Annotated in this window: 23 protein-coding genes, 1 tRNA gene and 1 pseudogene; 14 read left to right on the top strand and 11 right to left on the bottom strand. The window is 62.3% G+C overall.

The features are described 5' to 3' along the window. Position 1 precedes the first annotated feature (1 nt). The 3 genes from FJ943_RS06940 (at position 2) to hflX (ending at position 2,647) form a co-directional block, all read left to right on the top strand. A complete protein-coding gene (locus FJ943_RS06940; RefSeq protein WP_140619610.1) occupies positions 2-865 on the top strand; it encodes a D-amino-acid transaminase in 864 nt (287 codons plus the stop codon). Between the two features lie 144 nt (positions 866-1,009). Then, positions 1,010-1,255, top strand: a complete 246-nt coding sequence (gene hfq / locus FJ943_RS06935) for an RNA chaperone Hfq (RefSeq protein WP_006202172.1) — start codon at positions 1,010-1,012, stop codon at positions 1,253-1,255. After that, entirely contained in the window at positions 1,256-2,647 is a 1,392-nt protein-coding gene (gene hflX, locus FJ943_RS06930; RefSeq protein WP_015317917.1) for a GTPase HflX, read from the top strand. Positions 2,648-2,709: 62 nt separating this feature from the next. Here hflX and mazG read toward each other — a convergent pair whose 3' ends face one another. Then, positions 2,710-3,534, bottom strand: a complete 825-nt coding sequence (gene mazG, locus FJ943_RS06925) for a nucleoside triphosphate pyrophosphohydrolase (protein WP_015317916.1) — start codon at positions 3,532-3,534, stop codon at positions 2,710-2,712. A gap of 89 nt (positions 3,535-3,623) precedes the next feature. Next, positions 3,624-4,808, bottom strand: coding sequence for an amino acid aminotransferase (locus tag FJ943_RS06920; protein WP_140720977.1), 1,185 nt, complete (start codon positions 4,806-4,808; stop codon positions 3,624-3,626). Between the two features lie 130 nt (positions 4,809-4,938). Between FJ943_RS06920 and FJ943_RS06915 the strand changes: the two genes are divergently transcribed. The 5 genes from FJ943_RS06915 to FJ943_RS06895 all read left to right on the top strand — a co-directional run bounded on the left by FJ943_RS06915 (position 4,939) and on the right by FJ943_RS06895 (position 8,764). Beyond that, positions 4,939-5,550 carry a histidine phosphatase family protein gene (locus FJ943_RS06915; RefSeq protein WP_140720491.1) on the top strand — a complete coding sequence of 204 codons (612 nt, stop codon included), beginning with the start codon at positions 4,939-4,941 and terminating at the stop codon, positions 5,548-5,550. Between the two features lie 102 nt (positions 5,551-5,652). Beyond that, positions 5,653-6,171, top strand: a complete 519-nt coding sequence (locus tag FJ943_RS06910) for a sigma-70 family RNA polymerase sigma factor (protein WP_246671839.1) — start codon at positions 5,653-5,655, stop codon at positions 6,169-6,171. Further along, positions 6,168-6,941, top strand: coding sequence for an anti-sigma factor (locus FJ943_RS06905; protein ID WP_140720487.1), 774 nt, complete (start codon positions 6,168-6,170; stop codon positions 6,939-6,941). The genes FJ943_RS06910 and FJ943_RS06905 overlap by 4 nt, the downstream gene beginning before the upstream one ends. Positions 6,942-6,964: 23 nt before the next feature. Beyond that, positions 6,965-7,681 carry a Bax inhibitor-1/YccA family protein gene (locus FJ943_RS06900; protein ID WP_015317911.1) on the top strand — a complete coding sequence of 239 codons (717 nt, stop codon included), beginning with the start codon at positions 6,965-6,967 and terminating at the stop codon, positions 7,679-7,681. 198 nt (positions 7,682-7,879) lie between these two features. Then, the gene (locus tag FJ943_RS06895; protein WP_140720485.1) at positions 7,880-8,764 is read left to right on the top strand and encodes an aldose 1-epimerase family protein; all 885 of its coding nucleotides are present in this window, start codon (positions 7,880-7,882) and stop codon (positions 8,762-8,764) included. A 68-nt stretch (positions 8,765-8,832) separates the two neighbouring features. Here the strand turns inward: FJ943_RS06895 and FJ943_RS06890 are convergent, their stop codons facing one another. After that, on the bottom strand, positions 8,833-9,744 hold the full coding sequence (locus FJ943_RS06890; protein ID WP_140720484.1) for an agmatinase: 912 nt from the start codon (positions 9,742-9,744) through the stop codon (positions 8,833-8,835). A 297-nt stretch (positions 9,745-10,041) separates the two neighbouring features. Here FJ943_RS06890 and FJ943_RS06885 point away from each other — a divergent pair, with 297 nt between their 5' ends. The 5 genes and pseudogenes from FJ943_RS06885 to FJ943_RS29885 all read left to right on the top strand — a co-directional run bounded on the left by FJ943_RS06885 (position 10,042) and on the right by FJ943_RS29885 (position 11,725). Then, positions 10,042-10,365, top strand: coding sequence for a hypothetical protein (locus tag FJ943_RS06885; protein ID WP_140720482.1), 324 nt, complete (start codon positions 10,042-10,044; stop codon positions 10,363-10,365). A gap of 28 nt (positions 10,366-10,393) precedes the next feature. Continuing rightward, a pseudogene (locus tag FJ943_RS29895) lies at positions 10,394-10,552 on the top strand (alpha/beta hydrolase); the annotation flags it as partial. A 37-nt stretch (positions 10,553-10,589) separates the two neighbouring features. Next, positions 10,590-10,916 carry a hypothetical protein gene (locus FJ943_RS06875; RefSeq protein ID WP_140720480.1) on the top strand — a complete coding sequence of 109 codons (327 nt, stop codon included), beginning with the start codon at positions 10,590-10,592 and terminating at the stop codon, positions 10,914-10,916. A 151-nt stretch (positions 10,917-11,067) separates the two neighbouring features. After that, positions 11,068-11,289, top strand: a complete 222-nt coding sequence (locus FJ943_RS29890) for a hypothetical protein (RefSeq protein ID WP_246671838.1) — start codon at positions 11,068-11,070, stop codon at positions 11,287-11,289. Between the two features lie 145 nt (positions 11,290-11,434). After that, the gene (locus FJ943_RS29885; RefSeq protein WP_246671837.1) at positions 11,435-11,725 is read left to right on the top strand and encodes a hypothetical protein; all 291 of its coding nucleotides are present in this window, start codon (positions 11,435-11,437) and stop codon (positions 11,723-11,725) included. A gap of 216 nt (positions 11,726-11,941) precedes the next feature. Here the strand turns inward: FJ943_RS29885 and FJ943_RS06865 are convergent, their stop codons facing one another. The 7 genes from FJ943_RS06865 to FJ943_RS06835 all read right to left on the bottom strand — a co-directional run bounded on the left by FJ943_RS06865 (position 11,942) and on the right by FJ943_RS06835 (position 19,534). Next, positions 11,942-12,763, bottom strand: a complete 822-nt coding sequence (locus FJ943_RS06865) for an MBL fold metallo-hydrolase (RefSeq protein WP_140720478.1) — start codon at positions 12,761-12,763, stop codon at positions 11,942-11,944. Continuing rightward, the gene (locus FJ943_RS06860) at positions 12,760-13,554 is read right to left on the bottom strand and encodes a TatD family hydrolase (protein ID WP_015317903.1); all 795 of its coding nucleotides are present in this window, start codon (positions 13,552-13,554) and stop codon (positions 12,760-12,762) included. Before FJ943_RS06860 ends, FJ943_RS06865 begins: the two co-directional genes overlap by 4 nt. Further along, on the bottom strand, positions 13,554-15,107 hold the full coding sequence (gene metG / locus FJ943_RS06855; RefSeq protein ID WP_015317902.1) for a methionine--tRNA ligase: 1,554 nt from the start codon (positions 15,105-15,107) through the stop codon (positions 13,554-13,556). The genes FJ943_RS06860 and metG overlap by 1 nt, the downstream gene beginning before the upstream one ends. 142 nt (positions 15,108-15,249) lie before the next feature. Then, positions 15,250-16,305 (bottom strand): DNA polymerase III subunit delta', encoded by a 1,056-nt coding sequence (locus tag FJ943_RS06850; protein ID WP_140720477.1) that lies wholly within the window; start codon positions 16,303-16,305, stop codon positions 15,250-15,252. Beyond that, on the bottom strand, positions 16,302-16,976 hold the full coding sequence (gene tmk, locus FJ943_RS06845; RefSeq protein ID WP_140720475.1) for a dTMP kinase: 675 nt from the start codon (positions 16,974-16,976) through the stop codon (positions 16,302-16,304). The genes FJ943_RS06850 and tmk overlap by 4 nt, the downstream gene beginning before the upstream one ends. 80 nt (positions 16,977-17,056) lie before the next feature. After that, positions 17,057-18,220: a D-alanyl-D-alanine carboxypeptidase family protein gene (locus tag FJ943_RS06840; RefSeq protein WP_140619636.1), complete on the bottom strand. Its 1,164-nt coding sequence runs from the start codon at positions 18,218-18,220 to the stop codon at positions 17,057-17,059. A 93-nt stretch (positions 18,221-18,313) separates the two neighbouring features. Beyond that, positions 18,314-19,534 (bottom strand): septal ring lytic transglycosylase RlpA family protein, encoded by a 1,221-nt coding sequence (locus FJ943_RS06835; protein WP_140720473.1) that lies wholly within the window; start codon positions 19,532-19,534, stop codon positions 18,314-18,316. A gap of 263 nt (positions 19,535-19,797) precedes the next feature. Here FJ943_RS06835 and FJ943_RS06830 point away from each other — a divergent pair. Continuing rightward, positions 19,798-19,887: transfer RNA gene (locus tag FJ943_RS06830), tRNA-Ser, on the top strand. A 2,364-nt stretch (positions 19,888-22,251) separates the two neighbouring features. Here the strand turns inward: FJ943_RS06830 and FJ943_RS06820 are convergent. Next, on the bottom strand, positions 22,252-22,485 hold the full coding sequence (locus tag FJ943_RS06820) for a hypothetical protein (protein WP_023784107.1): 234 nt from the start codon (positions 22,483-22,485) through the stop codon (positions 22,252-22,254). Positions 22,486-22,633 lie beyond the last annotated feature (148 nt).

Raw genomic sequence — 22,633 nt, 5'->3', positions numbered from 1 at the left:
CATGCCGCGCATTGCCTATGTTAACGGGCGCTACATCACTCATGCCGATGCCGCCGTGCATATCGAGGATCGCGGCTACCAGTTCGCCGACGGCGTCTACGAGGTCTGCGAGGTGGCGCGCGGCTTCATCGTCGACATGCCGCGCCACCTTGCCCGGCTGAACCGCTCGCTGACCGAACTGTCGATCGCCTGGCCGGTGACACGCAATGTGTTGCCGCTGATCCTGCGCGAAGTGGTCAACCGCAATCATGTCGTCAACGGCCTGGTCTATGTTCAGGTGACGCGCGGTGTCGCCAGCCGGGAATTTGTCTTCCCATCGGCGAACGTCAAGCCCGCGCTGGTGGTGACAGCCAGGAAGGCTGATCCTGCCGCGGGTGCCAAGCGAGCCGAGACCGGTATCGCCGTCATCACCGTGCCGGAGAACCGGTGGGACCGTGTCGACATCAAGACCGTCGGGCTGCTGCCCAATGTATTGGCCAAGCAGAAGGCCAAGGAAGCGGGCGCACAGGAGGCGTGGTTCGTGGATGCCGACGGCAACGTCAAGGAAGGCGGGTCGTCGAATGCCTGGATCGTTACCAAGGATGGCGTTCTGGTCACCCGGCCGGCCGAACATGGCATTCTGCGCGGCATCACGCGCACCACCATGTTCGAAGTCGCGGCAAGGCTCGGCCTGAAGATCGAGGAACGGGAATTTTCCGTCGCCGAGGCCAAAGCGGCCCGCGAAGCATTCATCAGTTCCGCGACGACTATTGCCATGCCGATCGTGGCCATTGACGGCGATCCCATAGCCAATGGCCACCCCGGCTCAATAACACTTTCGTTGCGGCATGCCTTTTTTGACATTGCGGAAAAAAGTCCAGCCTGATAACCGCACAGGTGGAATGAACATCAATATATCTCGTTCTGCTTGTCGTTACTGACGGCAAGAGGGTGTTTGCGCGCTTGACATGTGCCCGCTAATTTGGCGCATTGGCTGCAAACCGAAGGGGATCGGCGAAAGACAAAAACAATGGCGGAACGATCGCAAAACCTTCAGGACCTGTTCCTGAATTCAGTTCGCAAGAGCAAGAACCCACTCACCATCTTTCTTATCAACGGCGTGAAGCTGACCGGCGTGGTCACTTCTTTCGATAATTTCTGCGTCCTGCTGCGCCGCGACGGTCACTCCCAACTCGTCTACAAGCACGCCATTTCCACGATCATGCCGAGCCAGCCGGTTCAGATGTTCGATGGCGAGGAAAGCCAGGGCGCCTGATTGGCACGTGAGAAGGACGCGGACGGCACGGTTCGCGGAAAACCAGCGCATCATCCCGGGACGGAAGCCAAGGGTCCGACCCGGGCTGTTGTCATTGTGCCTGTGCTTACGCGCCAACCGCGTAACGACGATGACACGAACCGTCCGCGGCTGACGCGCTCGGCCGAGGCGCGCCACGACGAAGCAGTCGGCCTTGCCCGCGCCATCGACCTTGATCTGATCCATACGGCGGTCGTGACCGTCAACGACCCGCGCCCGGCGACGTTGCTGGGCAGCGGCAAGGTCGAGGAGTTCGCCGGGATCGTCAGGGAAGGGCACGCGGAAGTGGTCATCGTCGACCATCCGCTGACGCCGGTGCAACAGCGCAATCTCGAGAAGCAATTCAACGCCAAGGTGCTGGATCGCACCGGGCTGATCCTGGAGATCTTCGGCGAGCGGGCGCGCACTAAGGAAGGCACGCTGCAGGTCGAGCTTGCCCATCTCAACTACCAGAAGGGCCGCCTGGTGCGCAGCTGGACCCACCTGGAGCGTCAGCGTGGCGGTGCAGGCTTCCTCGGTGGCCCCGGTGAAACGCAGATCGAATCCGATCGGCGGCAGTTGCAGGAAAAGATCATAAAGCTGAAGCACGAGCTGGAAACCGTGCGCCGCACCCGCGACCTGCACCGCGCCAAGCGCAAGAAGGTGCCGTTTCCAGTGGTGGCGATCGTCGGCTACACCAACGCTGGCAAGTCGACGCTGTTCAACAAGCTGACCGGAGCAGGGGTGCTGGCGCAGGACATGCTGTTCGCCACGCTGGATCCGACACTGCGCCGCGTGCGGCTGCCGCATGGCACGCCGATCATTCTTTCCGACACGGTGGGCTTCATTTCGGACCTGCCGACGCATCTGATCGCAGCGTTCCGGGCGACCTTGGAAGAGGTGGTCGAGGCCGATCTCGTCATCCATCTGCGCGACATTTCCGATCCCGACACGGCGGCGCAGGCCGAGGACGTCGAGCGCATCCTCGCCGATCTCGGCGTCGACGCCAGCGACACCAGGCGCGTGATCGAAGTCTGGAACAAGATCGACCTGCTGGACGAAGGCAACAGGCAGCGGCTGCTCGCCGATAGCACCGACGGTTCCAAGGAGCCGCCGATTGCCGTATCGGCGGTGTCAGGCGAAGGCATCGATGCGCTGAAAGCGGTTATCGAAACGCGGATGGCCGGCGAACTGCAAGACCTGACGGTGACCATCGAGCCGGCACAATTCGGCCTGGTCGACTGGCTTTATCGCAATGGCGATGTCGTTTCGCGAACCGACAATGACGATGGAAGCGCCACCGTTTCGCTGAAGGCCACGCAAAGCGCCCGAGAAGAGATTGAAAGCCGATTGCGTCGCAAAAACAACGGCTAACGCGCAGAAATTCCAGGATAAGTATCGCGCTTTCCGTCCGGAATTGCCGGAGCTATAGAGGCTTACCTTGCAGTCTTTGCTTCCTGCCAGAGCGCTTCCATCTCCTCCAGGCTAGCTTCCTCCAGCGAGCCGCCTGATTTTTCCAGGGCCTGCTCGACATAGTGGAAGCGTGAGCGGAATTTCTCGTTGGTGCCGCTGAGCGCCGCCTCCGAATCGAGCTTCAGGTGACGGCCGAGATTGACGACGGCAAACAACATGTCGCCGAACTCGTCCTTGATCGAGGCCGTCTCACCCCTGGCCAAAGCCTCGCGCAACTCCCCGATCTCTTCCTCGATCTTGTCCAGGATGGGAGCAGCCTCGCTCCAGTCGAAGCCGACGCGGGCGGCTTTTTCCTGAAGCTTCAGCGCTCGCGTCAAGGCGGGCAGGGCGACCGGAACGCTGTCCAGGAACCCCTTGCCGTTGTCCTCCGGGTCAAGACCGCGCGCGAGCCGGGCTTGTCGCTTCTCGGCCTTCTCCTGCGCCTTGATCTTCTCCCACATGCCCTTGGCCATGCCGGCGCTGCGGGCCTTCTCGTCGCCAAAGACGTGCGGATGGCGGCGGATCATCTTGGTGGTGATGGCCTGGACAACGTCAGGGAAGGCGAATTCGCCGGCTTCCTGCGCCATCTGGGCATGGTAGACGACCTGCAGCAGGAGGTCACCGAGTTCGTCGCGCAAATCGTCGAGATCGCCGCGCGCGATGGCATCCGCCACCTCGTAGGCCTCCTCGATCGTGTAGGGCGCGATGGTGGAGAAGTCCTGCTCGATGTCCCACGGGCAGCCGGTCTTCGGCGCGCGCAACGCCGCCATGATCTCGATCAGGCGTGAAATGTCTTTCGATGGCGTCATGGAGCGGATGCTACCGCGCGAACCGCCACTCGGCCAACGCTGTCAGCCGGCGAGGGGACCTTGTCCACAGGCGCACCGTACCCGCCTCGTCAGTCCAGCACGGAAACGATCGCCTTGGCGAGGTCATCCATGCCGTCCTCGGGCAGGCCGGCCACGTTGATGCGGCTGTCGCCGACCATGTAGACGGCGTGCTCGGCGCGCAGCCTTTCGACCTGCGCTTCCGTGAGGCCGAGCCGCGAGAACATGCCGCGATGACTGGCAACGAAGTCGAAGCGGTCGGAATTGGATTGCCGGCGCAGCGCCTCGGCGAATGCGACCCTAAGCCTCAGCATACGAAGACGCATCTCTTCCAGTTCTGCTTCCCAGTCGGCACGCAGCGCGGCGTCTTCCAGGACGATGCGCACCGCCGCCGCGCCATGGTCGGGCGGCATAGAATACATGGCGCGCGCCGCCGACAGCATTTGGCTCATCGCGACGTCGGCCTGCGCGCCGTCCCTGGCCAGGACCATCGCCGCGCCGACCCGGTCGCGGTACACCGCGAAATTCTTCGAGCAGCTCGACGCGACAACCATTTCCGGAATTTTCGCGGCCAGCAGCCGCAAGCCGAGGGCATCGGTCTCCAGGCCGTCGCCAAAGCCTTGATAGGCGATGTCGACAAATGGCAGCAGGCCGCGCTCGACGACGAGGTCGGCGATGGCCTCCCACTGGGCCGCGTCCAGATTGGCGCCGGTCGGATTGTGGCAGCAGCCATGCAGCAGCACCACGTCGCCGCTGTTGGCCGACCGCAGCGCCGCCAGCATGTCGTCGAAACGAACCGCTCCCGAGGCCGCATCGAAATAGGGATATTCGCGAATCTGCAGGCCGGCGGCACGCATCACCGGCATATGGTTCGGCCAGGTCGGGTCGGAGACCCAGACCGTGGCATCCGAACGCGTCCGCTTGAGCAGTTCTGCCACCAGCCGCAGCGCGCCGGAGCCACCGGGCGCCTGTGCCGCCCGGATGCGCGACAGGTCCGCGCCTGGACCGAAGGCGAGCTTGGCCATCATAGTGTTGAACCCGGTATCGCCGGCAAGGCCGAGATAGGTCTTGGTATCCTGGCTCTGCAGCAGTCGCTTCTCGGCCTCGCGCACGGCCCGCATAACCGGCGTCTTGCCGTCGCGATCCTTGTAGACGCCGACACCGAGATCGACCTTGCCAGGGCGTGGATCGGCGCGATAGAGGCCGATCAGCGCAAGAATCTTGTCGGCGGCAGCTGGCTGCAGGTCTTCGAACATCATTATGGTTCCGTTGGCGCGGCGGAGTGATACGCAAATTGGCCACGTTTCACCAGCGGTTTTGATCGCGCCGGCGCGAAAGGCGGCACCTGCTGGTGCGGCTTTTCAACCACTTCAGAGAAGGCATGCCATGCTCGTCCGTCTGACCATGATCTGCGCCGGTGCCACGGCGGCGACCCGGAAAGGGCGGTTTCCCTCGGATGAACCGCTGGAGCCACGATCGCTGACATTGGCAAAGGCGATGCGCGGGACGCTGCGTCGCGCCGACCGTGTGTGGACAGCGCCGGCGCTTCGCGCCTGTCAGACCGCCGACGCGCTGTCGCTGAACGCGACTGTCGATCCGATGCTGGCCGACCAGAATAACGGACGATGGGCAGGCAAGAGCTTTGAAGAGGTGCAGGCGCGACAGCCTGAAGAAATTGCCGCATGGCTTACGGATCCGAATGTGGCCCCGCATGGTGGTGAGTCGGTGGCCGATGTTGCCCGACGGACCGCTGGATTGATGGATCGATTGATCGCCGAACGTGGCCATACCATCGCCGTGACCCATGCCAGCGTCATCCGCGCCGCGATCCTGCATGTTCTCGGGGCGCCGCTTGCCGCCAGCTCAAAGATCGACGTCGAGCCACTGAGCATCACCGATTTTCGTAGCGACGGCCGCCGGTGGGTGTTGCGCGCGTGCGGTGTCACGGTTCCCCAACCGGCAAAACCACTTGGACCTAAGGGCGCTCACGGCACCTAGGCGAGACGAAATACCTGCAACCGATATTTTCGCGCGAAGAAAAATCGGCAGGGCCGGGATTAAAATCCCCACATGCTCCGTAAACAGGGCATGAAACGGTCGATGCCACGCTTTGACATCCTAGGACAGCTCGGGTCGCTGCGGCGCTACGCCCGTTCGCTGACGCGCGACGGCGTCGAGGCCGAGGATCTCGTCCACGACGCGCTGGTGCGCGCCTATGAGCGGCGCGGCACGTTCCGCTCGGGCGGAAACCTGCGCGCCTGGCTGCTGTCGATCGTCCACAACACCTTCGTCGACCGTCTGCGCTCGCGCCGCTCGGAAGCCGCTCGCCTCGAACAGGCCCGATATCTGGCCGACGGCAGCACCCCGGCGCCGCAAGACCATTCCGTGCGCCTGGCGCAGGTTCGCGAAGCCTTTTTCAGCCTGCCGGAAGAGCAGCGCTCGGCACTGCATCTGGTCGCCATCGAAGGGCTCTCTTACCAGCAGGCAGCCAACGCCAGCGGCGTGCCGCTGGGCACGCTCATGTCGCGTATCGGCAGGGCGCGCGCCGCCCTGCGCCAGATGGAAGAGGCGCCGGCACGCGGAAAAAATCATCTCAGGATCGTGGGAGGTGACTCATGACCGCTCTTGTCGACCCGGTTACGGACGCCGATCTCGACGCCTATGTCGACGACCAGCTCGACGTTAGCCGCCGCATCGAGGTCGAAGCCTTCCTGTCGGCGCGTCCGGACACGGCCGCGCGTGTGATGTCGGATCTGCGCACCCGCGATGAATTGCGCGTGGCGCTGGCCGGCTCCGAAGGCATGGCGCGGCCGGCGACGGCCGATGCCGCGCGGCGGCTGGAGAGGGGGCTTGGCCGGGGCCGCATCTTCGGTGTGCTGCAACGCGCGGCAGCGGTCGCCGCTTTCGTTGCCGCCGGTTGGTTGGCCAACGGCATCGTCGGGCCGATGTCGGTGACCAAGGTCGTCGCTTCACCGCAGCCGCCCGCCTATGTCGACGAGGCGGTACAGGCACACAGGACGACGCTGCTGCGCGAAAACATGCCCTCGCAGACCGAGACGCCTAATTACAATGCCGGCGAGATCCGCGCCGCCACCGCCATCGTCATGCCGGCGCTGCCGAAGGATTGGAAGGTCCGCGACGTGCAGATCTATCCGTCGCGCTTCGGCCCGAGTGTCGAGATTGCGGTCGACACCAAGGAGATGGGCCTGGTTTCGCTGTTTGCGATCCGGCCGGGCACTTTCGATGTAGTCAAGCCGACCATGGCGCCCTCGGGCGACATCTCCTCGGCCTATTTCCAGATCGGCGATGTCGCCTACGCTGTCGTCGCCAAGAGCGAGGTTCATGATCTCGACCGCGCCGCCGAAACGCTCGCCAGAACGCTTTACTGACCAATCCACAAAGGAGACCTCGAATGAATACGCCCAATCTTGGATACCGCGTGGGCACAGGCGCCCGGACTGGAGCCGTCTATGACGAGGGCCTGCGCCAGCACATGCTGCGCGTCTACAATTATATGGGTCTTGGCCTGGTGGTTACCGGCCTTGTCGCCTTCCTGGTGTCGTCGACGCCGGCGCTTTATGTGCCGATCTTTTCCAGCCCGCTGAAATGGGTGGTGATGCTGGCGCCGCTCGCCTTCGTGCTCCTGTTTTCGTTCAAGATGCAGACCATGTCAGCGGCAAGCGCGCAGGCGATGTTTTGGGCCTTCTGTGCCGTCATGGGCCTGTCGCTGGCTTCGGTGTTCCTCGTCTTCACCGGCACCAGCATCGCGCGCACCTTCTTCATCGCCGCCACCATGTTCGGCGCCACCAGCCTCTATGGCTACACGACAAGGCGCGACCTGACGCAGTTCTCGTCCTTCCTGATCATGGGCCTGATCGGCGTGGTGATCGCCAGCATCGTCAACATCTTCCTCGGCTCGACCGCGCTGCAGTTCGCCATCTCGGTCATCGGCATCGCCGTGTTCATTGGCCTGACGGCCTGGGACACGCAGACGATCAAGGAGCAATACGCGGAGAATTTCGATGCGGAGTCGCGCCAGAAGCTCGCCGTCTTCGGTGCCTTCTCGCTCTATCTGAACTTCATCAACATCTTCCAGCTGCTGCTGAATTTTACCGGCGAGCGGGAATAGTCCGGACCGTAGCAGGCAACAGCTTTGAGTCTTGGCTGGCCGGAGGGAAACCTCCGGCCATCTTCTTTCGAAAGGGGCGCCTGGCCCACCATCAAGGTTCATCGTGATCGCGTGAAATGCAAATGCCGTCCGCCACCTTGAGTTCACGCCCGGCCATTTGCTAGCCTGCCGGCCACGCCGGACGAACCGCGAGGACATATGGAACAGGACAGTCTGACGCTTCATGGCGATGGCATATCGGCAACCATCATCGCCCACGGCGCAGAGTTGGTTTCCCTGCGGGATGCACGAGGATTTGAGTTCCTGTGGCAGGCTGGACCGGCCTGGCGGCGCCATTCGCCGGTGCTGTTTCCGATCGTCGGCCGGCTGAAGGGCGATCACCTGCACCATCGCGGCCAGACCTATCCGATGACGCAGCACGGCTTCGCCCGCGACAAGCCTTTTATGTGGGCGGAGAGGGGGCCTCGATCCTGCACGCTGGTGCTCACCGACGACGCGGAAACCCGAACGCACTACCCGTTCGCATTTCGACTGGCCGTGACCTATACGCTGGGCGAGGCGCAACTCGACATAGAATTCGAGATTACCAACCCGGGCGACGAACCGATGCCGGCGTCGATCGGGGCGCATCCGGCGTTCAACTGGCCGGTTCTGCCCGATATGGCCAAGGACGCCTATCACCTGACGTTTGCCCAGGCAGAGCCAGCGCCGATCCGCCGGCTGAAGGATGGCCTGCTCATCGCAACGCCGCAGCCAACGCCGGTCAAAGGCAATGTGCTCGAGCTGTCCGAACGGCTGTTTGACGACGACGCTGTGATCCTGGACCGGCCGGCCAGCAACAGCGTTCGCTACGGCGCCGATGACGGTCCGGCGATCGAGGTCTCATGGCAGGGATTTCAGGAACTGGGCATCTGGTCCAAACCCGGCGGCGCGCCGTTCCTGTGCATCGAGCCCTGGCACGGCATTGCCAGTCCGTTGGATTTCGATGGCGAGTTCACCGACAAGCCCGGCCTGATGCTGATCGCGCCGGGCGCGAGGCGTTCGCTGAGTTACCGGATCAGCCTGGAGCGGGGGCCTCGGTAAAAGTTTTCCTGCAAGCATGAAGCGGGCGCAAAGGCGGACCGGGGCCGTATTCGACCTCAGGTCGGGTCTCAAACCTGCCTGACCAGGGCGCCGATAACATTGACAAGAAGTCGCGCGGCGGTGAGCGCCGACAGGCCGTCGATATCGGCTGGCGGATAGAGCTCCACAAGATCGAATCCGGCGATCCTCGCTCGCTTGCCCAGGCCCGCGATGAGATCGATGACCTGTGTGTAGGTAAGGCCGCCGGGCGTACGCGCGGCCACGCCCGGCATGGTGCAGGGGTCGAGACTGTCGCAGTCGAGGGTAACGACGACGCGCGCGCCTTCCGGAATATGGCCGAGCGCCGCTTCGACACCCAGGGCGTGGACCTCGCGGGCGGTGACGAAACGGCTGCCATAGTGCCGCGCCGCTTCGATTTCCGTAAGGCGCGCGCTGCCGACGCTGCGCAGTCCGACCTGCACCATGCCGGCGACATGCGCCATCTCGCTCGCGCGGCGCATCGGGCTGGAGTAGCCATGGCGTTCGCCATGCACCTCGTCTCGCCAGTCGATATGGGCGTCAATCTGCAGGATCCAGACAGGCCCGTGATCCGCGAAGCCGGCGAGGAAGGGACTGACCACGGAATCGTCGCCGCCGAGCAGGATGGGCACGGCCGCCAAGGACAGGACCTCGCGCGTCTTCGCCTCGATCCGGGCGCGGTTGCCGGCATTGTCATGCATGATGGTCAGGATGTCGCCGGCGTCGACGCAGCAGACCGGCTTGCCGTCGAACAGCGGGCCGCCGAGATCGAAATCCCAATGCTCGACAAGCGCGGCATCACCCTGGCTCGAACCGCGGATAGCATCGGCGGCAAAGGCGTGACCGGTGCTGTCCTTGCCGGGATAGGTGCTGCCGTGCCCGGCGCCGAAGATCACCGCGCGGGGCGCAGTGCCGTCGGCGAGGCGATCGGGCAAGCCGAGAAAGGAAGATCGTGTGGTCATTCTTGATAAGCCTTTGAGTCCAGCCGAGGCGTGATGGATTGAAGCTAGCGTAGTTGCTGGGATGGTCGAATTCCATTGCCGAAATCGCCGTCCAGAAGTTCCGTCGGTTCCAAGCTGGAGGCGGCCCTGAGACGGGGACATTGAGCTTGCTAAAGTGGGTAAACGTTGCAGATTACTGGAACTGCGATAAAGCGAATGGACCGACCGAGGAAAATCCGCATGATCTATCTTTGTTGTCGAGTGCCGCGGTTCTTATGGCTGAACGCATCCGCATAGATGTGGTTGATGGGGAAGGGAATGACATTGCCGAAGTTCTCATGGCAGGCAGGTCTCCTTTTCGGCCTATGCGCTACTCCCGTTGCCTTCCTGCTGGCACTCTTTTCGGCCGGAGCTGGGCATGGCGACTATGTGCTAGCCCGCATTCTCTATCCAATCCCCATGTTGGCAACTCTTTTGACCGACAACACGATTACCAGCCTTTCCCTAGGGTTGGCTGTGGCACAGTTTCCTGCCTATGGGGCATTTGTTGCTCAAGCCGGCCGCGCCGGTTGGTTGGCGCTTGGCCTCGTCCACGTCATTGCAATAGCAACTGCTTTCAGCGGGGTGCTCGACTATTTTTAGGAACGGAATCTGCGCTGGCAGCTATGCCTATTTGCGCGAAAGACAGCCGCCGACTCTCATCGCCTGGGGAACGGAAGATGGCTACATGCCGGCCGCAGTGAAAGGCGCCGGCCACTGGCTTCTGGAAACCCATTTCGATAGCGCGCTTCCGCTGGTGCGGGACTTCCTGACGCGCGTCCATGGCTCAGCACAAGGGTTGAAGAGGTGCAAAAGGAGAAAGATCGATGACGACAACGCCGACCATCGCACGCATCTGGCGCGGCCGTACCGGGGCTGACGTAGGCGACGCTTACGAAGTCTATTTGAGAGCCGAAGGTATTCCGCCGCTTGAGAAAACCGCCCTGGGCGTCCAGCTGTTTCGCGAGGATCGCGAAGGGGAAAGCTGGTTCACCACCATCTCGTACTGGCCCGACCACGAATCGATGACGGCTTTCACCAAGGGTGAGCCAACCAAGGTCCACCATCTCGACCGCGACCCGGAGTTCCTGATCGAATTACCGGAGCGAATCCAGATCTACCGCATCCTGCTCGACCACCGGAGGCTGCCCTGATGCGACCGGTCGCGATGTAGGAACACATGGAAAGCGTCGCGCGCCGCCGCCGCGTCATCTGGCATGATATGCTCGGTACGGGCGTCCGCCAAACCGGACGCGATGTCTCGAGCGACGTGCCGGTGTCGGCGGCGCCGGGTCAGGAGGTCGGGTGAAAATCTATAGTCCGCGTGTAGTGGAGGGACAGGAATGGGTTCTTCCCCAACAAGCCGAGGACTACCAGCTATTCGCGAGCCTCGGCGACCTGGGCCAGAAGCGATGGCGTCCGCCGCGGATGAAATTCCTGCGCGAGCAAGAAGACGGAACACCCCGGCTATATTCGGATTTTCCTTGGCTCGGCGAGCACGTGCTCATTCTGAGGAGCACGCGTTGAAGTTGCTAAGGCCGATTCTAGAACCGTATGGTGACTTCCTGTCGCTTCGTGCTGACGAACCCATATCGCTGTTCAACGTCACCAATGTGGTCGATGCGATGGACGAAGAACGTTCAAGAACCGTCCGGTTGACGATGGCGGTATCATGATGATCGAAAATCTCGTCCTTCGGCCGGAGGCCATCGGCGGGGCCGAGATATTCAAGTTGCCGGAGCGGCCCGATGGCGTGCGACTATCCGATATCTATCTGCAAGAGACCATTGTGCGTCAGATCGGCGAGCTCGGATTCAAAGGCATCGCCTTTGAATTGGTCTGGAATGACGAAGCGGTCGGTCGCGACAGGATCGAATACCGCGGCATGGAGAGGCGTGCGCCAGTTTCATTCGCGAGTTTGAGACGCTTTTGGTCCGGTCTGCTTCGGAAGCGCGGGCTGTGAAGCAGGGCTGTGAGATGGATTCGAGATGCTTTCACGCCGTGATAAAAGTCGCATAAGATAGATTATGGAACCTACACACGTAGCGCGGCCGGGGAATTGCTGCGGTTCCGACCGCTCTCGGCAAACATTATGAATGGGCACCACCGGCACTTCACGACCTCGAACCCATGGTCGAGCGTTCAACGACGACTTGAAACCCCACCTGAGCAGCAGCCTCTACCGGTTTGACTCGTATGGGATTTCGATCACCATGCCATCATAGGCTGGTTCGACATTGTCGGGCGTCTCGGCCATCACGGCGGTGTAATCGAGCGGCACGTGCATGTGCGTCAGCACGGCGCTCCCAGGCGAAAGCGCCTCGATCCAGTCCAGCGCCTGGCCAAGCGAAAGATGGCTTGGATGCGTGTTGTATTGCAAAGCGTCGATGACCAGCATGTCGAGACCTCGCAGCCGTTCTGCGGTGGTCTTGGGAAAGTCGCTGACATCGGGACAGTAGGCGAGCCCACCGATGCGGAAACCCAGCGAAATGATGTCGCCATGGATCTGGGGCAGCGGCTCGAAGGTGAGGGCGCCCCCCTCACCTTCGACCACGACCGGCCTGGTATGATCGATTATGTGGGCGTCGACGATCGGCGGATAGGAACTGCCTGCCGGCGTCTGGAAGCAATAGCCGAACGCCTCGCGCAGCCGCAGCATGGTGGGCTCGTCGGCATGGATGCCGATGCGATGCCGTTGTTCCAGCACATAGCCGCGCAGGTCATCGATGCCGTGGATGTGGTCAGCATGCGGATGGGTGTAGATCACCCCGTCGATGCGCCTGACTGAAGCCATCAGCATCTGCTCGCGGAAATCCGGGCCGGTGTCGATGACGACCGTGGTGCGGCCGCCATTGACGGCAATGCGCTCGACAAGTGCCGCCGTGCGCATGCGCCGGTTCCTGGGATTGGTGGGATCGCAATTGCCCCAGTCGCCGGTGATGCGCGGCGTGCCTGGGGATGACCCGCAGCCGAGAATTGTCAGGCGCAGCCGGTCGCTCATGTCTCGAGCGCCTGCTGGCGAGGCATTTTTCCAAACAGCCGAAAGAAATTATCGGTCGTCACCGCCGCGATCTCAGCCTCGCTGACGCCGATTGTCTCGGCCAGCACCTTCGCGGTTTGCGCGACGTAAGCCGGCTCGTTGCGCTTGCCGCGGAACGGCACCGGCGCCAGATATGGCGCGTCGGTCTCGACCAGCAGCCGGTCACGCGGCAAATCGGCGGCGATGGCACGCAATTCGATCGAGTTCTTGAAGGTCAGGATGCCCGAGAACGACACATAGCCGCCAAACGACACGCCGACCTCGGCGAGCCGCCGTCCCGACGAAAAACAATGCAGGATGAACGGGAAGGCGCCCTTCCCTGTCTCGTCCTCGAGAATGGCGGCCATGTCGTCGTCGGCATCGCGTGAATGGATGACGAGAGGCAGCCCGGTCTCGCGGGCGGCGGCGATATGAGCGCGAAAACCCTGCGCCTGCGCATCGCGCGGTGCCTTGTCGTAGAAATAATCGAGACCTGCTTCGCCGATCGCCACCACCTTTGGGTGAGTGGACAGGCGGACAAGGTCGGCGGTGGTGACGTCGAGCTCCTCGGCGGCATTGTGCGGGTGAGTGCCGACCGAGCAATAGACTTCGTCGAAAGTCTCCGCGATCTCAAGAACTTGCTGAAACCGCTTCACGCGCGTGGAGATCGTCACCATGCGGCCGATTCCGGCCGCCTTGGCGCGGGCGACAATGGCCGCCCGCTCCTCGGCGAAGTCCGGAAAGTCCAGATGACAATGGCTGTCGACGAGCATCAGGCGTTCGCGTCCGTCTGTTCGACATAGCGCGGAAACACGCCCTCCGGCGCAGGCAGCGCCGTCCCGGAAACAAGCGCGTGGTCGGCGTGGACATGCACGAACTCGCGATAATCCGCCGGCACCGCCAGCAGGTCGAGCAGCTTGCCGGCCGAGCCCGGAATGAAGGGCTGGCATAGAACCGCCACGCGCCGGACCACTTCGGCCGTAGTCCACAGCACCGTTTCCATGCGCTCGGGATTGGTTTTCTTGAGCGCCCAGGGTTCCTGTCCGGCGAAATACCGGTCGGCTTCCGCAACCACGCCGAAGATCGCCGCCAGTGCCAGATGGATGCCCTGTTCGGCCATTGCCTTGCGCGCGGTGGCGAGAGCGTCGATCGCTTGATCCAGGATCACCTTGTCGGCTTCCGCCAGGTCGCCGCGCTTCGGTACCACGCCGCCGCAATTCTTGGCGATCATCGACAGCGAGCGCTGCGCCAGATTGCCGAGACCGTTGGCCAGATCGGCGTTGGTGCGGTTGACGATCGCTTCATGGCTGTAGCTGCCGTCCTGGCCGAACGGCACTTCGCGCAGGAAGAAGTAGCGTACCTGGTCGAGGCCATAATGCTCGATCATGGTGAACGGGTCGATGACGTTGCCGACCGATTTCGACATCTTCTCGCCGCGGTTGAACAGAAAGCCGTGGCCGAAGACGCGCTTCGGCAGCGGGATGCCGGCCGACATCAGGAAGGCCGGCCAATAAACCGCGTGGAAGCGCACGATGTCCTTGCCGATGATGTGCGCATCGGCTGGCCAGAACTTCCATTTCTCATCTTTTTCATCGGGATAGCCGACGCCGGTGATGTAGTTGGTCAGCGCGTCGACCCACACATACATGACATGCTTTTCGTCGCCGGGTACCGGCACGCCCCAGTCAAATGTGGTGCGCGAGATCGACAGGTCCTTCAGTCCCGACTTGACGAAGCTCATCACCTCGTTGCGGCGCTCGGCCGGACCTATGAAGTCGGGCTGGCCTTCATAAAGCGCGACGAGCTTGTCCTGATAGGCCGACAGGCGGAAGAAGTAGCTCTCTTCCTCGACCCATTCGACCGGCGTTCCCTGCGGCCCGTAGCGGACATTGTCGGGACGGACCTCGGTCTCCTCCTCGCCGTAATAGGCTTCGTCGCGCACCGAGTACCAGCCGGCATAGCCGCCCTTATAGACGTCGCCATTGGCGGCCATCGCCTTCCAGATCGCCTGCGAAGCAGCGTAATGGCGCTCCTCCGTGGTGCGGATGAAATCGTCGTTGGAGGCGTTGAGCGCGGTCGCCATGCGCTTGAACTCGGCTGAATTGCGGTCGGCCAGTTCGCGCGCAGAAATGCCTTCGCGCTTGGCTGTCTGCAGCATCTTGATGCCGTGCTCGTCGGTGCCGGTAAGGAAGAAGACCTGCTTGCCGTCGAGCCGCTGGAAGCGGGCAAGAGCATCGGTGGCGATCAGCTCGTAGGCATGGCCGATATGCGGCTTGCCGTTCGGATAGGAAATCGCGGTCGTGATGTAGAATGTGTCGCGTGACATGAATGAACCGTCATGAATGTCTGAATGGAGGCCGTGGCGGTGGATATCGCATCGGAATGGCGATTGCCATCCCGAGACCAGTGCATGCCGCCCAAAAGTGGCCCCGGTTTAAGGGGCAACGGCATGCACCAAAAAAGGCCCGTCACATTCGCATTGCAGAATTCAGGCGGTCGATCATGGTCAGGGCGTGCTGCTTTTTATCGAGATTGTAGGTGTCCGTCTCAGATATAGCGTCCAGCGCCTCATGCCAACTGTCCGACAGCGTTTTGGCCCGCTTGAGATCGCCAGCCCGCGCCGCCTGGCTTGCCGCATCCGACAGAAGGTCCAGCGCCCGGCGATTGAAGATGTCGAACTGTATCGCCTGGTCCTTGCCCGCGACCGCCTCGGCCAGGCGATAGGCGCCGCCAATATCGCTCTTTCCCGTCGCCACCAGTCCATCCAGCGTCCGCGCGATCTCCAGCCCGCCATACTGCGTCAACAGGATCGCGTTGCGGGCGCTGCCCCCTGCCCGCTCGACCAATGCAGCCCTCGCGGCCGGATCGTCGGGCGGCGGCGGCTCCGCTGTCTCCAGCACCGCCATCAGTTCGTTGGCGTCGAGCGGTGTCAGCCGCACCACCTGGCAGCGCGAGCGGATCGTCGGCAGCAGACTGCCGGGTGCATGGACGATGAGAATGAACAGGGTCCGTGCCGGTGGTTCCTCGAGATTCTTCAGCAAGGCATTGGCCGCATTGGCATTCATGTCGTCGGCCGGATCGACGATCACCACCCGGTAGCTGCCGTCATGCGAAGTCAGCGACAGAAAGCGGCTGACCTTGCGGATTTCGTCGACGGTGACGACGGTCTTGAAACTCTTGGTCTTGTCGTTCAACGGGCGGGTCAGATGCAGTACGCCGGGATGCGCGCCGGTTGCGATCTGGCGAAACAGCGGCGAGGCCGGATCGGGAACTGCTAGGTTGCCAGGCGCCTGGTCGAAGGCCGGATACTTCAAAAGGTGGTGGGCGAGATGGAAGGCGAGCGTCGCCTTGCCGATCCCGACCGGACCGGCGAAGATAAGCGCATGCGGCAGCTTTCCCGCACGATAGGCGGCGGCAAGCATGGTGACGGCCTGCCCGTGTCCGACCAGACGCGGTGTTTCGGAGGGTTCCGGCACACCGTCCAGCGTATCATGCTGTTCCGGCGCGATGCGTTCGAAGATCATACGGGTGCGACCTGCCTGTTGCGCTCGGACGCCCTTGCCTCCAGTGCCGCGAACACGGTCGCCGTGACGACATCCTCCACCGTGTCCGGATCGGCGGACGCATCGACGACGATGCAGCGTTCCGGCTCTGCCGCGGCGATCGCCAGGAACGCTTCGCGGCGGGCCTGGTGGATGGCCAGCGTCTCTTTTTCGAAGCGGTCGGCTGTGGCATCGCTGCCACGCCGCAATGTCGCGCGCTTCAAACCCTCGGCCGGGTCGATATCGAAGATCAGCGTCATGTCGGGCATCATGCCGTTGATGGCGACCTGTTCCAGCATGGTCATGAATGCCGGATCGATCCCACCCGTAACGCCTTGATAGACACGCGAGGAATCCAGGAAGCGGTCACAAAGCACGATGGAGCCGCGTTCGACCGCCGGACGGATGACCTGCTCGACGTGGTCAGAACGCGCGGCTGCGAAGAGCAGCGCTTCCATCTTGGGCCCGAACGGTTCGGCGGCACCCGAAAGCAGGACATGCCTGACCGCTTCGGCGCCCGGCGAGCCGCCCGGCTCGCGTGTCCGTACGACATCATACTTCTTGGCGCGCATCTTGGTGGCCAGCCGCTCGATCTGTGTCGACTTGCCTGCGCCTTCGCCGCCTTCGAAGGTGATGAAAAAACCGCGCGCCAATCGAGGGCCTTTGTTCGTGTTCGAGTGGATTGTTGGGCTGTAGATAGTCCGCGTTCGGGAAAACGTCCATGCCGTCGGCGCTATCGAAGCCAGCCGATCGCTAGTTCCTTGACGGCATCGAGAGCGCGTTGCGGCAACGTGCCGACGCTGATCGACTCGGCGGCGAACAACGGTGTCTCCTGGCTCAGCGTGTCGCCGATCCAGACGCGCAGTGCGCCCACCGGCTGCCCCTCCTCCACCGGTGCCGCGACCGGGCCGGTGTAGATGATCCTGGCCGTCAGCTTGTCGCGGTTGGTGATCGGCAGGAAGATGTCGATCGGACCTTTTGCCTTGAGCGTCACGCCGGATTTCATGCCGCCAAAAACCTGGGCCTCTCCGACCACCTCGTCCTTGGCGAAGATTTCGGTCTTCTCGAACGAGCGAACGCCCCAATCGAGCAGTTTGCGTGCCTCTTCTGCGCGCTCCTTGTCATTTGCCAGCCCGCTCATCGCCGCGATCACCCTCGTGCCGTTGTGGCTGACCGAAGCCACGATGCCGAAACCGGATGTCTCGCTTGCGCCGACAGCCAGGCCGTCGGCGCCGATGTCCATCGCCAGCAACGGGTTGCGGTTCCTCTGCGAGATCTTGTTCCAGGTGAAATCCTTCAACCCGTAATACCGGTAGAAATCGGGGTATTCGCGCCATAGATGCAGGGCGAGCTGCGCCAATTCGCGCACGTTTGTCTGCTGGCCGTCGGCCGGCAGGCCAGTGGAGTTCACGAAAGTCGACGTCTTGAGGCCGATCTGGCGCGCACGTTCGGTCATCTCTCCGGCAAAATTGTCCTCGGATCCGGCCATGCCTTCGGCGATGACGATACAGCCGTCATTGGCGGCCTGCACGGTCACCCCCTGGATCAGGTCCTCGAGCCGGATCGCCGATTTGAGCTTGGCGAACATCGTCGAGGTCCCCGACGGCGCGCCACCTTTGCGCCAGGCGTTTTCGCTGACCACGAACGTATCGTCGAGTTTGAGGCGCCCGGATTTGAGGGCGTTGAAAACCACTTCCATCGTCATCAGCTTGGCCATCGAAGCCGGCGGAATGGGTTTATCGGCATCTTTCGAAAACAGCACCGTGCCGGTATCGGCATCGATCATGAAGGCTTGCGCGGCCTTGGTCTCGAAAAGCTGCGCTTGGGCCGGCGAAAGCGTAAGCAGGAGGCTGAGGAGAAAAAAAACGGCGAAAGGCTGTAGCAAGCGAAACTGCATGAAAATCGACCCGTTGGCCGGCCCCTCCGGCGTCCCGAAACTATCGGGCTTTTTCGGTGAGGGATCAACTGCCGGGCGCAAACCGGCGCTGGATCAGTCGCGCACGACCAGCGCGTCGGGCGCGCCATGAGACCACGCCGCCTTCAGCAACTCGTCCAGACCGCCATGGCCGTCCGGATAGAGGTTGACCGCATACCAGTCATTGCCGTCGAGATCGGAGCGCTGGATTTCTATTCTGCCGAAGGGCTTTAGTGCCGAGGCCACACGTGTGGCTTCGGTGGCGTCGTCGAACGTGCCGGCGGCGACATAATCGGCACTGGATGGCGCCGCTTGGCGGCCGGTGTTTTTCCACGACCGCAGGATGTCTGCGGGCGACATGCCGCTGTCGTCCAGAGCGGCAAAGACATCCGCGCGATGGACGCGTTCATCCGCATAGGACAGCGATGCCATGGCGAACGGCGATTGCGGCGGCAGGCTGATCTGCGGCCGTTCCGGCACGATCGGTCCAAAATCGGGCAGCGCCGGATCGCCGAAGGCCGGCTGTGCGGCCATCCGTCCCTGCATCGGTGCCGCGGCATCCGTCAGCTGACCTGGAAACGGCACGGCGGCCGCGCTGACCGGAAGGCTCGGCGAAGGCCCGTTCATGGCCACCATGACGCCGGTCGGCAGGCCGTCCGATGGGTCCGGTATGCGGTTGCCTGGATGGTAAGAGGCCATCAGGTACTGGTCGTCATTGCCGTCGAGCGGCGCGCGGCCGACATATTCGACCTTCACCTTCGCGGTGCCGACCTTGTCGTAGTCCAGCATCTGCGCGGCTCGCTCCGAGACGTCGATGATGCGGCCCTCATGGTAGGGGCCGCGGTCATTGACGCGCACGATGACCGAACTGCCGGTTTCGAGGTTGGTGACGCGGGCATAGCTGGGCAGCGGCATGGTCGGATGCGCCGCCGTCAGATGCGCCATGTCGTAGACTTCGCCATTGGCGGTCAGCCGGCCATGGAAGGCGTCGCCATACCATGATGCCAGACCCACCTTGGCGTACTTCTTGTCTTCCTTGGGATAATACCACTTGCCGCGCACCTGATAGGGCTTGCCAAGCTGGTCGCGACCGCCGCCGCGCCGCATGAAGGCAGCGCGCGGACTGGCCTTCACCCCATATTCGGTCTCGGCGAAATATTCCTTGGAGCGGGTCTTCTTGTAGACCATCCCTTTCGGCTCGGGCTGCGACGCGCAAGCGGCGAGCAATGCAGCCGACGCTGCAAGCAACGCAACCGTGGCAACGCGACGAAGACGCGGGTGCGTCACAGCCTGCATTCTTGATTGCCCCCTAAATCTCATGAAGACGTCGCATCCGACCATCAGAGGAGCCAAAGCACTCACTCGACAATGCCAACGACGCCTCGAACCCCGATCCTTTGTGCGCAGGAATTGTTTATCACGGTATTAACCGATTGTGGCCGGAACCGGGCAAGATTGTGACGCCGCCTGTCCTGTCCTAGGCTCAGGGAGCGACCTGCTCACGCAAGCCGGTTGACAGGCCTTTGCCGGGCACACTAGAGCAGTGACCGGCAGTCGCTGGAGGGATGGCCGAGCGGTTTAAGGCACCGGTCTTGAAAACCGGCGTGGGCGCAAGTTCACCGTGGGTTCGAATCCCACTCCCTCCGCCATAACGTCTATGAATCAGATAGGGACCCCACCGCTATCCCCAGCCCGCTTGGCTGCGGTGGTGCCGCAACATCTTCACCAAATCATCCGCGGGTGCCATGGTCGAGTTCGAGACGGGCATCTGGGGCCGCCGATTTGAGAGCCGATAAGGGGTGACTGCAAGGGCCGTAAAGCGTCTCGTAGTTACCATTCACGATGATTTTGGGCATGGTGGGCACAGGGAACCGGTAGCTATCCACCGCGTTCTCTCGGCATGCTCAAGAAAATCGCCTTTGCCGCCGTGCTTGTTCAAGTTGCAGCCTTGTCAGCCCTCCTGACGCAGACATTCCTCCTTGCATCCACGCCTACCCAAGCGGCCAGTGTGCAAGGCGAGCCCGTGGTGGCCGTTACGGCATCGGAATGCGCCAAGGCGACATGGCCTAATATTCCCGTTCAGTGCCTTGAGAGGGTTGAGGCGAGAGCGCAATAAACTGGAGAAACGCAAGCCGGCGGGCCGCCTCCGACACACGGAATTGTTCCATTGCGTCCAAGGCGATCATTGCCATCGTCGAAAGCTACAGATTACTGCTGACGCCCGACCGGCGAAACTGTCACGATTAACGAATCATTGACCGCGCTGTCCTATTCTGAGACAGCGCGGTCAAATCCCAACCGGACTGCGCAGGCGGCTCCGGCAACCCAGCCCCCGCCGCACTGTCGGAGCCGCCACCATAAATGGAATACCAGCAATGGTTGAATCAACCGTTACTGCAGTTGTTGCAACTAGAACGAACGATTCCACTGTTCCGCATCATTCCACCTAGCGCGCCCGGTTCAAAAAACCGCAGGACGTCATAGGAGCCAAAAAAAGCCCGCCGGCGGAGCCAGCCCGCTCAGCGTGACAAACAGGAGACTGATAGCGAATCCGTTTCGATTTATGCTCTGAGCATGGAATGCGCCTTCGATGACATCGCCAACGCCCAGACAGCCCGCAAACGGCAAACGGCAATGGGAAGCGCTATAGCAGCGAGTCCTGCTCTAGCTCCCTCTCGCAAGGCATGGGCCGTGCCACAGCCGGCTGACGCTCTACAGAAGAGCCGAGCAGTCTATCTGATCGCGCATCGAGGCTAGATCGTCGCGAACGAGCCATTCCGAGTAAGCCCTCAGTCGCCTGAGGCCAGCGGTCTTGGCGTCTCGCTCGGTTCGCTCGGTTTCCAGCGTTGCTGACGCTGGGAGCCACGCGATGCATTTAGGCTTCGGATGATACCGAAGTGATCCGACAATTTGATCCTTCACCGGCCATTCCCCTCATACGCCCTGTGAAGCTTTCACATGTGGCGGGGTAAGTCGTCCGTCATTGTGATGATGTCACGGCCAACTGCTATGCGTTAGCAATCGCTTGTTCCCTCTGGACTATCGCCGTGCCGACCGCGTTGTTTCCCGGCTGGTTCCAATGGCGGCACCTCCCAGCTGCGCGGGTGCAAAAAAGCCTTCGGCCGGGGCAGGAGGCAGTTCAAAGGGGCGAACCGATAACAGGGAAGCGGACCAGTTCCGAACCTTCATGACCGGCACATATTTTTCAACCCACCAGCAAAAGGCCCGCCAGGTGGGAACCGGCGGGCAAGTTCTGGAGTGCTGGGATCAACCAGCATAGGTCAACGATGGGCGGCGAAGTTGGTTGCGGGGGCGACCCAACCGTAGACGGCTATTTCGACTCCACGCCCGGCTCAGGCTGAATGTCGATCGTGTCGCCATCTCCATGCACGGCATCACGGTCCCAATCATTGGCCTTGTCAGGTGTTTTGGCAATCGCTTTTCGGGTGTCCCTTCCTCGGTCCTTGCGGGGTTCTGGACCTGGCAGTTCGCGTGATGACTTTGGCTCCACATGCGCCTCCTGTTCTCTACCAAAACAAAGTCGGGGGGCTCGGGTTCCAACAAAGCAAAGCCCGCCGCCTCCGGGAGGAGCGCAGCGGGCCATTCGGCTAGGAGTTGAGGGGACATCTCCACGCTGCCAAAACAACAGATCGGCAGCGGATTGGTTCCCTGAGACGGGACCGTGAGATAGCGTGTTAGCCCAACAGCCGCCGCAACCGCTCCGCCCGGCAAACGATCGGCGTTTGCTATTTGGCTTTTAGCCGGAGACATGTCAGCCAGATTTTTTGGCTCGGTCGCTTTTCGCTGCGCGTTCGTCTGGTGGCCCCGACGCTTCGTGCAACCCGACCGTCTCCCGCCGTTTGAATGATGCCGTTTCTGGAAGCTGGCGTATTAACGGTCAAGCTGGCGGGTAATCATCCCAACCCAACACCGCTGGTCAGGCCCGGCGGCGTCCCACCCCTCCTCGCCGGGCCGCCCGCATGTTGCACAAAAGGCGAAGGTCGCCACCTTGCTCAGTCGGACTGCTGTGTGCGCTCCGCGATGGCAAACGCCTGCAGGTTCCTGGCCTTGCCGATGTCCCGGTCGGCGTTCGCGATGATCGAAAAGAAGGCTGCTCTGGCGATATCCTTCTTGGAGGCCTTGGGGTGCGCTTTCCGGGCAGCCTTGACGAGCTGCTTGGGAGACATGTCGGGCGTGACGATCCTCATGAGGGTATCGCCGATCGCACTCATTTCGCTTGCATCCATGATGGGCGTCCCTGCTGACCGCAATGCCACAATAGCAAGGACAACTCGCGACCGACAATATGGTTCTGAAAATGAGAAACCCCGCCGGCAGGGACCGGAGGGGTTAGTCCTGGAAGGACGCGCGTTGCGCTGCGTTCGACAAGCGCGC

It is taken from the genome of Mesorhizobium sp. B2-3-10, assembly GCF_006442275.1.
GTDB classification, from domain to species: Bacteria; Pseudomonadota; Alphaproteobacteria; order Rhizobiales; family Rhizobiaceae; genus Mesorhizobium; species Mesorhizobium australicum.
This window is presented reverse-complemented; position numbering and strand designations above follow the sequence as displayed.